This is a genomic window from Oscillochloris sp. ZM17-4 (assembly GCF_019599295.1).
GTDB lineage: Bacteria > Chloroflexota > Chloroflexia > Chloroflexales > Chloroflexaceae > Oscillochloris.
Genome location: NZ_JAIEWN010000004.1, coordinates 24,990 through 34,695, shown reverse-complemented (window position 1 = coordinate 34,695; position 9,706 = coordinate 24,990). Strand labels below are relative to the sequence as shown.

The 9,706-nt window shown below is 67.5% G+C and carries 5 protein-coding genes; 4 read left to right on the top strand and 1 reads right to left on the bottom strand.

Annotated features, from left to right (window positions below; translation table 11 throughout):
* From K2Z83_RS05080 to K2Z83_RS05065, 4 genes are all read left to right on the top strand, one after another.
* Positions 1–180: hypothetical protein (locus tag K2Z83_RS05080; protein ID WP_220594103.1), on the top strand; the 180-nt coding region annotated here is incomplete at its 5' end.
* Entirely contained in the window at positions 177–626 is a 450-nt protein-coding gene (locus tag K2Z83_RS05075) for a MarR family winged helix-turn-helix transcriptional regulator (RefSeq protein ID WP_220594102.1), read from the top strand. The genes K2Z83_RS05080 and K2Z83_RS05075, both read left to right, overlap by 4 nt.
* 78 nt (positions 627–704) lie before the next feature.
* Positions 705–2,693: a cation:proton antiporter gene (locus tag K2Z83_RS29785; RefSeq protein WP_220594101.1), complete on the top strand. Its 1,989-nt coding sequence runs from the start codon at positions 705–707 to the stop codon at positions 2,691–2,693.
* A 119-nt stretch (positions 2,694–2,812) separates the two neighbouring features.
* On the top strand, positions 2,813–3,547 hold the full coding sequence (locus tag K2Z83_RS05065) for a PIG-L deacetylase family protein (RefSeq protein ID WP_220594100.1): 735 nt from the start codon (positions 2,813–2,815) through the stop codon (positions 3,545–3,547).
* Between the two features lie 122 nt (positions 3,548–3,669).
* On the opposite strand, the gene K2Z83_RS05060 is transcribed toward K2Z83_RS05065, so the two are convergent.
* Entirely contained in the window at positions 3,670–9,681 is a 6,012-nt protein-coding gene (locus tag K2Z83_RS05060; RefSeq protein WP_220594099.1) for a clostripain-related cysteine peptidase, read from the bottom strand.
* Positions 9,682–9,706 lie beyond the last annotated feature (25 nt).

Below are 9,706 nucleotides of genomic sequence, written 5' to 3'. Positions count from 1 at the left end.
GTATTCGCGCTAACAGGTTTTTTCGTGGGTGGTTGGCGGCAAAGCCGCCAACCACCCACGAAAAAGCAGTGTCTGGGCGCAGCCCAGGACGTTACACCGACCTGGGCACTACCTGCATCCCTTGACATGAGGGATATCTTCAAGTATCTTGAATATCAAGATACTTACAGGATACCATGATTCGTCCAACCCTCGATCCCATCGCGCAGGATCTGCTGGCCGTCCTGCCCCAGCTCAACCGGATCATCGCCGCCGAGGTGCGCCGCGAGGTGGGCGGCTCGGCGAGCGTGGCCCAGCTGCGGCTGCTGACCGAGCTCGACGGCGGGCCGCAGACGCTGAGCGCGATCGCCCGGCAGCAGCACGTGAGCCCGCAGGCGCTCTGCGTCCTGGCCAACGACCTGGTCGAGCGCGGCTGGCTGGAGCGCACGCCGCACCCGCACGACCGGCGGCAGCACCTGCTGGAGGTGACGGACCGCGGGCGCGACGCCTTCGCCCTGGCCCGCGAGCGGGCGCTCCAGCAGATCACGCCGCTGCTCAGCTGCCTGAGCGAGGATGAGGCCCAGGCGATCCGGGTGGCCCTGCCGGCCCTGCGGCGCGTCCTCGGCGCCCACGATGTTGGGCGATAGATAACGCTAGGGCGCTTGAAACTGCACTAGGGCGGCTTTCCTCGTGACGGCGGGGCAGGGCCGCCGAAAGGAGCGCCAGTGGGCATTGCCGCAGACATCGCGATCATCCTCGTCGCCGCCCTCATGGGCGGCTTTGTGGCCCAGCGCCTCGGGCAGCCGCTCATCCTGGGCTATATCGTGGCCGGCATCCTCGTCGGCCCCTACACCGGCGGGCCGACCGTCGGCGATATCCACGACATCGAGCTGCTGGCCGAGATCGGGGTGGCCCTGCTGCTCTTCGCCCTCGGCCTGGAGTTCAGCTTCGGCAAGCTGGCCAACGTGCGCTGGGTGGCCTTTCTCGGCGCGCCCATCCAGCTGCTGCTGACGATCGGCCTCGGCTACGGCCTCGGCCTGCTGCTCGGCTGGTCGCCCTACGCCTCGCTCTGGCTGGGCGCGATGATCGCGCTCTCCAGCACGATGGTGATCCTCAAGACGCTCATGGCCCGCGGCGCCCTGGGCAGCCTCGACAGCCGGGTGATGCTGGGCATGCTGATCGTGCAGGACCTGGCCGTCGTCCCGCTGCTGATCATCCTGCCCGAGCTGGCCGACCTGGGCGCGGGGCTGCCGCAGCTCGGCTGGGCCCTGCTGCGCGCCGGGCTGTTCCTGGCGACGATGATCTTCGTCGGCACGCGGGTGATCCCGGCCCTGCTCAAGCGGATCGCCGCCTGGGGCTCGCGCGAGCTGTTCCTGATCACGATCATGGCCATTGGCCTGGGGGCCAGCTACGCCACCTACCTGGCCGGCCTCTCCTTCGCCTTCGGGGCCTTCGTGGCCGGCATGGTCCTCAGCGAGTCGGACTACAGCCACCAGGCGCTGAGCGACATCGTGCCGCTGCGCGATGTCTTCGGGATGCTGTTCTTCGTCTCGGTGGGCATGCTGCTCGACCCGGCCTTCCTACTGGCGAACGTGGGGCCGATCCTGCTGCTGGTTGTGGCGGTGAGCCTGGGAAAGGCCCTGATCTTCGCCGGGGTGGTGCGCGGCTTCGGCTACCGGGGCGAGGCCCCGCTGGCGGTGGGGCTCGGCCTCTTCCAGATCGGCGAGTTCGCCTTTGTGCTGGCCCGCGCCGCCGTGGGCGTCGATGCGATCAGCGCCGACCAGTACAGCCTGCTGCTGGCGGCGGCGCTCACCACCATGCTGCTGACGCCCTTCGTCTCCGGGCTGAGCGCGCCGGCCTACGCCCTGCTGCGGCGCTGGCGCGGCGCGCCCGCGCCGCCCGTCGCGCCCCTCGCCGAGGAGGAGCTGAGCGGCCACATCATCATCGCCGGCTACGGCCGGGTCGGTCGCTACACCGCCGACCTGCTGCGCCGGCTGGACCTGCCGAGCGTGGTGATCGAGCGCGACTCCCGGCTCATGGACGAGCTGCGGCGCGACGGCCAGGCGGCGATCTACGGCGACGCCGGCAGCCCGGTGGTGCTGGAGGCGGCCGGGGTGCAGCGCGCGCGCCTGCTGCTCGTGGCGGTCTCGGCGGCGATCGACGCCGAGCTGATCGTGCGCGAGTGCCGCCGGCTCAGCCCGGGGCTGCATATTGTGGCCAGGGCGACCCAGCTCGGCCAGCTGGAGGTGCTGCACGAGCTGGGCATCCACGAGGTGGTGCAGCCCGAGTTCGAGGCCGGCCTGGAGATGGCCCGCCAGGTGCTGCTGCACCTCGACTTCGCGCCCGCCGAGATCGAGCGGCTCAGCGACGGCGTGCGCAGGGAGCACTACCGCCCGATCGAGGCCCCCCACGAGAGCGCGGCCATGCTCGGCCAGCTGCGCCGCGCCCGCCGCTCGCTGGAGATCGACTGGTTCGACCTGCCCGAGGGCTCGCCCCTGGCCGGGGGGAGCATCGGCGCGAGCGCCATCCGCCAGCGCACCGGGGCCTCGATCGTGGCGGTGCTGCGCGCCGGCGCGCTGATCAGCAACCCCGGCCCCGAGACGCTGCTGCTGGCCGGCGATCAGGTGGCCGCCCTCGGCACCGCCGCGCAGCGCGAGGCCTTCCAGCGCATGATGTCGCGCGGCGTGGGGACGCCCGAGCTGATCGAGGCGTGAACCGTGTTAGACTATGTTCTATGTGATTGCAGGTTGCAGCGCCCCGAGCACGAGGCGCAATCTGCAATCTGCAATCTGCAATCTGCAATCTGCAATCTGAAGATAGGGGACTCCCAACCATGAGCGAGCAGGAGAACGACCGCAAGACGGCCCTGGTGGTGGTGGCCCACCCCGACGACGCCGAGTTCGGCTGCGGCGGCACGATCGCCGCCTGGGCCAACGACGGCTGGCAGGTGACGCTGGTGATCTGCACCGACGGCTCCTCCGGCGGGCCGGACGAGGCCACCGATGTGCGCACCGAGATCCGCCGCCAGATGACCGCCACCCGCAAGCAGGAGCAGGCCGCCGCCGCCAAGGCCCTCGGCATCCACGAGGTCGTCTTCCTCGACTACCCCGACGGCGAGCTGGCCCCCACCCTGGAGCTGCGCCGCGAGATCGTGCGCCAGATCCGCCGCACCCGCGCCTACCGCCTGGTCTGCCAGTCGCCCGACCGGGTCTGGGAGCCGCAGTACATGATCGGCCGCTTCCACCCCGACCACCTGGCCGCCGCCCAGGCCACCATGGCCGCCCTCTACCCGGCCGCCCAGAACCCCTGGGACTTCCCCGAGCTGATGGCCGAGGGATTCCCGCCCAGCCGGGTCAAGGAGCTGTACGTGGTCGGCGCCCCGCTGATCAACCACGCCGTGGACATCAGCGCGACGATCGAGCAGAAGCTGGCCGCCCTGGCCTGCCACGTCAGCCAGCTCGGCACCGACCAGACCAAGCTGGCCGAGCGCATCCGCACATGGGCCGCCGAGCGCGGCGAGCCCTACGGCCTGCCGATGGCCGAGACCTTCCACCGGGTGGAGAACTAGATCACTGAGCCGGGCGATTGAGGCGCTGAGATCCTGAGGCTGGTGGCGGGCACTGCTCGCGCCTTCATATCATAGGGTGGGTCTCCGCGCGGGCGACGCCCTCGCGGAGACCCACCCTGGTTTTATGGGGCCACGTTGACGGTCAGCGGCCCAAAGCGGTTATTCGTCTCATCGGCCTCGTCGATCGCGCCAGTGGGCGATCCTCCTGCGAAGGCGTCGACCAGCGCGTAGATCTGGCGCGGGCCAGCCTGCACAAAGGCGCGGAAGTCCGAGTAGTTCGTGCCGGGGGCCTGCGGGTCGTTCGGGAGCAGGCTGCTCAGCACCTTGCTCTGGCCGGCCCCCAGCCCGTACACGCGCCAGCTCACCCCGGTCGAGCTGAGATCCGACCAGACCTGGTTGACCTCGGGCGGCGTGAGCGGGTCGACGTACAGGTCGACCCAGAAGGGCGCGACCGCCGCGCGGGTGCCGCGGTTCGTGATCGTCACCCGCAGCTCGGCGGCCTGGCCGACGCTCGGCTGGGCCGGCAGCACCTCGACGCCGGTGATCGCCAGGTCGGGCGCGCTGACCGGATCGAAGTAGCGGTTCATCACGACCGGCAGGTAGATCTGCGTCTGTGCGCCGAGCGGGATAGGCACGCCATAGGGGCCGCCGACTCGCTCCGGGGTCGCGGGGTCGAGCAGCTTGAGCAGCGCGGCCCACTCGGGAACGTCGGCGCTGAAGCTGAGCTGCTGCGGTCGGCCGTAGTAGTCTAGCTGCCACTCGGCTACCGGCTCGCCGACAGCGGACAGCGGCACCGTGCATGGCCAGATTGCTCCGGGGGCGGTCGTCGTCGTGCGGATCGGCCCAGTCGGTCGGCAGTCGCGCTCGCCGATCGGCATATAGATCGACAGGCCGGTGGCATTGCTGAAGTCCCACTCAGGGAACTTTGAGTAGCGGCCTGTGAGCGTCTTCGATGCCGTGATGACCACGCTCTGAAGGATGAGATCGTGTACGTCCTGGGCGCTGCTGTCCACCGCAGCGCTGATATGCTGCTCCTCTAGCATCTGGGCCAGGTGGGCGAGATCAACATAGCCATCGGTCTGATCGATCCGCAGGTTTGCATCATAGTCGAACTTCTGGGCGTTGGCGTAGGCGCTGCGGATCTTGCCCTCAATCTCCGGCACTGTTGCCTGCAGGTCAGTGGTAGCCTGGAGGGTCTGGGCTGTCCCTCCATCAGCATTCACCGCATCAAGCAGGTCGATCGCCATCTGCCTGACTGCGTTCGCCAGGCTGCTGAGCTGGGCCGTGTCGATCGCTGCGATGACAAAGGGGTTGGTGATCACGCCCTGCGCATCATAGGTGAGCGGCTGGTTGTACAGCTCGACGATCAGCTCGGCCAGCGCGCGCGGGCCGAGCGTCGCGGTGAGGCGAGCAGGGTCAAAATACTGCTCGTAGGGGAATTTCGCCCAGAGCAGGTTCTCGCCGGCCACCAGGTAGCTGGTGTAGGGCGCGACCTCGTAGGCGCTCTCGACCATGCCCATCAGGCAGGCGTCGAAGAAGATCAGATCGAAGCGGCCCAGCGCGCCCAGGCCGCGCAACACCTCGCCGGTGTCGCGGGTCGAGAGCGCGTTGCCGCTGCGCCAGTCGACGCTCATGCCGCGGAGCCCGCCGGGCTGGGGATTATCAGGTTCTCCGCTGTTATATTGCGAGGTGGCGCTGAGATCAGGAGCCCAGCCGCCGCCGTGGTCAACGATCGAGAGCATGGTATGGGTTGAGCCGGGGTAAGTCGTTCTGGCCCAGCGGATGAAGTTCTGCAGCGTGATGACCGAGCCGGTGTCAAGCTCATTATCGGCCGGGAAGCCATCGTACCAGAGCGACGATCCGCGCACCTCGTCGGTGACGTCGCGCAGATTGAGCTGCTCGCGCACATAGATGCGCGAGTCGCCATTGGCGTTCCCATCATAGAGCACCACCAGGCGCATGTTCGGGTTATAGGGCATGCCATCTAACGCGGTGATCAGCGAGAGCAGCGCGGGGGTCAGACTCTGCTTACCCGTCTGCGGATCGCCATCATCGCCGGCCAGGTAGAGCAGAACGAGCCAGGGCGGCGGCGGGGTGCCGTCGATCGCCAGGGCCGCGTCGGCGGGCTTGCCCGGCACGTAGCCTGCGCCATCGCTGAGGGTCAGGCTGACCGTTTCCCCATCCTGGCTGCTCGCGGTCGGCGTAAGCACCAGCGAGATGCTGGTTGTCTGCGGAGTGAATGTGACACTGCCGCCGCCCGGCCCAGGGGCGTAGCCGGCTGGGCCAGTGAGCGCATAGTCGCTCCCATAGGCGGCGCTGCCGCCGAGGGCAAAGCCCACGCTGAGCGGCGCGCTGAGCTGCTGGCAGCCCGGACAGGTCAGGGTGAACGTGCCGGGAACCGGGCCGTGACGCGAGGGGTTGCCGCTGGCGGAGACGGTTATGACGGGCAGGATGTTCAGGTGAGCACTGGATGGATCGCCGATAGCGTAGGCAGGATCGACCGTGAGGCTGATCGCCACCGTTCGCCCGACTGTCGCCACGGGCTTGAGGCTGATGGTGACGGTGACGCTGGAGATGCTGGCGGGGATGACCGCGCTGTAGTGGCCGCCGACGGGCGTTGCGCCGGTTATCTCGTAATCGTCGTCGGGTGTCGCATTGCCTGCCAGGGTGAAGCTGACCGTGAGCGGGCTGGTCGATGTGATGTCGCGGGTGAGGACAAAGCCGGTCGGGCTGACCGCTGAGAGCTGGCCAGAGGTGCCCACGCTGACGCTGGCCCCGAGGGTTACGCGCGCGCTCTGGCTGTCGGTGCTGCCGTTGGTGTTGGTGATGCGGACCCAGTAGCTGGTGTCTGCGCTGAGCGCCGGGGTGGTGAAGCTGAGGCTGTCGGTGCCAACCGGGGTACTTGTATCACCGCTGCTGCCCTGATACCACTGATAGCTCATTGGCGTCAGGCTGCTGGCGGTAACGGTGATGGTGGCGCTGCCGCCAAGGGTAATAGTCTGGCTCTGCGGCTGGGCGGTGATCAGCGGGTTCAGGCTGACCGTCGCCGTGTTGCTCGCGACACTCCCATTGGAGTGGCTGATCCGCACCCAGTAGGTGGTATCGGCGGTGAGCGCCGGGGTGGTGAATCGGGGGCTGTTGGCGCCCACCGGGGCGCTGGTATCGCCGCTGCCGCCCCGGTACCACTGGTAGCTGTATGGCCCGGCGTCGGTGGTGCTGACGCTCAGGGTGGCGCTCATCCCAGAGACAATCGCCTGGCTGGCCGGCTGGCTGGCGATGGTCTGAGCCAGCGCAGCCTGGCCGGGGGCGTTGCCGAGGTTGCCCGCCGCATCAGTCTGGCTGGCGCTGAGGCTGTAGTTGCTGCCTTCGATCACACTGCCCTGGAGATTAAGGCTGCCGCTGAAGCTCCCGGCGCTACAGGCTATGTCGCCACTGACGCCTGCCAGCACCACATGCACAGGGTTATCCCCACTAGTGCAGCTGCCGCTGATCGGGTAGCTGGCCCGGTTGGCCAGGGTGATCGTCGCTGGGGCATTCAGGCTGAGCGTCGGAGCCTGCCGATCGACGGTGTAGACCTCGCCACGGGCGAAGCTGGCATCGCCGGGGCTGCCGACCGTGCCAGCGCCGCCCAGCACACCAAACGCCCCCGCGATGATCGTGTCGTTATCGATCAGGTCGAGCCGGATCGTCCCACTGGCATTATCAACCGTCGCCACGGTCACGAACCAGCTGCTGCCGCCGCCGCTCACCAGCGTAATGCTGGCCCCGCTCTGCCCGCCGGTCGTGGTCAGGCTGAAATCGCTGCTGTCCACCCCGCTGACCGGCAGGTCGAAGCTGACCAGGAAGCTGACGCTGGCGGCGTTGGTGGGGTCGCTCCCGGCGCGCATGATTCGGCTGACCACCGGGGCTTGCACCTCATAGGCGCCCATATCCACAGTGTTGGCGAAGACGCGCGGCTGGCCGTCCATGTCGGTTGCCGGGAGGGCGGGGTTTGTCACGGCGTTATTGCCCGCATTGATCGCCGGCGAGCTGAGCCGCAGGCGCAGGTCGCCGCCGCTCGCATTTATAAACAGCGGATCGATATCCAGATTTCCAGTACCCGCATACCCACCCTCGATCAGGCTGTAGCTCACCGAGGCGGCAGAGCCACCAATCGCATACCCGTTGCCCCAGATGATACTGTTGCGAATCGTCGGGCTGCTGACGGTGTTGGATATCCCGCCGCTGTTACCGCTGATGGCCACATTGCTCAGCGTTGGGCTGCTGTAGTTGTTGTACATCGCGCCGGCGTAGCCGGAGGCGCTGTTGCCGCTGAAGATCACGTTGCTCACTATCGGGCTGCTGCCGGAGTAGTTGGTCATCCCGCTGCCAATGTTGGCACTGTTGCCGCTGAAGGTCACATTGCTCAATGTCGGGCTGCCGTTGGTAACGTTGAACATCCCGCCGCCGAGATAGCCTGGCCAGGCACCACAATTGGCATTGCCCCCGCTGATCGTCACCCCGTCGAGGATAGCGGTAGCACTAACGCTCGACGATCTGACAACGTGGCAGCTGTTGTCGGCCCGGGTCGGCTCTGTGTCAGCGATGGTGCCATTGTCGTTACCAAGCAGATCGCCGCTCAGCGTGACCAGATTGGCCGCCCAGTCGCGCTGGTCGCGGGCGGTCTCCGTCCCGGCGAAGCCGCCGTAGATCGCCACGCCGCTCTTGAGCTGGAAGGTGGCGTTGCGATCTGCGCCGGTGGTCGGCTTGTAGGTGCCCGCCGCGACCCAGATATCCTCGCCGCTGGCGGCGGCCAGGGCACTCTGCAAATCGGTGTAGGCGTTGGCCCATGAGCTGCCATCGTTGGCACCTACGGCGCTCGCCGATACATAGCGCACACGCCCGTACTCGTAGGAACCCATATCCACTGCGCTGCCGACAATGCGCGGGTTCCCATCCAGATCGGTGGCGGCGATAACGAGCGCGTTATTCCCGACATCGATCGCCGGCGAGCCGGACAGGAGGCGCAGGTTGTCAGCGCCCGCATCTACAAACAGCGGGTCAGTATCGAGGTTGCCGCCACCATTCGTGCCAAAGGCGCTATTCCATGCCGCGCTGCCGCCCGAGTACTGCACCAGACTGAAGCTGATGCTGGGTGTAGACGTGTTATTGTAGAGCGTGGCGCCGCTGGGCGCCGTGTTGCCCCAGATGATGCTGTTATAGATCTGCGGGTTGGCGGAGGAAAGGTTACTCATCCCACCGCCGGCGGTGCTGGCGCTATTGCCGCTGATAGTGACATTGCGCAGCGTCGGGCTGCCGCCGCCATTGGACAGACCGCCGCCGATCCAGGCAGAGCTGTTGCCGCTGAAAATGCTATTGATCAGCGTCGGGCTGCTGGACTCATTGTACAGACCGCCGCCCTGACTGGTGGCACTGTTGCTGCTGAAGATGACATTGGTCAGCGTTGGGTTACTGCCTGCATTGCCCATCCCGCCTCCGACCAGGGCATTGTTGCCGCTGAAGGTAATATTCGTCAGCGTCGGGCTGCTGGAGGAGTTGTACAGACCGCCGCCGCGATCAGCGGCGCTGTTGCTGCTGAAGGTGATATTGCTCAGCATCAGGCTACTGGAGATGTTCAGCATCCCGCCGCCATTACTATTCATCCCTCCACCGTTCGCATTGCCCCCGCTGATCGTCACCCCGTCGAGGGTGGCGTTGCTCGCCCCGGTAACGACGTGGTAGCTGTTGTCGGCATTGCCGGCGGCGCCAATATCACCGCTCAGCGTGACCACATTGGCCGCCCAGTTGCGCTCGTCGCGGGCGGTCTCGGTTCCGGCGAAGCCGCCATAGATCGCCACGCCGCTCTTGAGCTGGAAGGTGGCGGTGCGATCGGTGCCGGTGGTCGGCGTGTAGGTGCCCGCCGCGACCCACAGCTCATCGCCGCTGACGGCGGCGGCCAGCGCGGCGGCCAGGTCTTGGCCCTGCGCCCACGAGGAGCCGTCGCCCGTGCCGCCGGGCACGACATAGATCACCCCGGCGGCGCGGGCCGGCGGCGGGGCCGGGAAGCTGAAGGAGACCAGGGTCAGGGCGAGCGCGATCAGGATGGATGCGCCGACGCCAGCGCGGCGCCGGGGGGGACGATGCTTCATCGACATGGGATGCCTCCGCGCGTGTCAAACC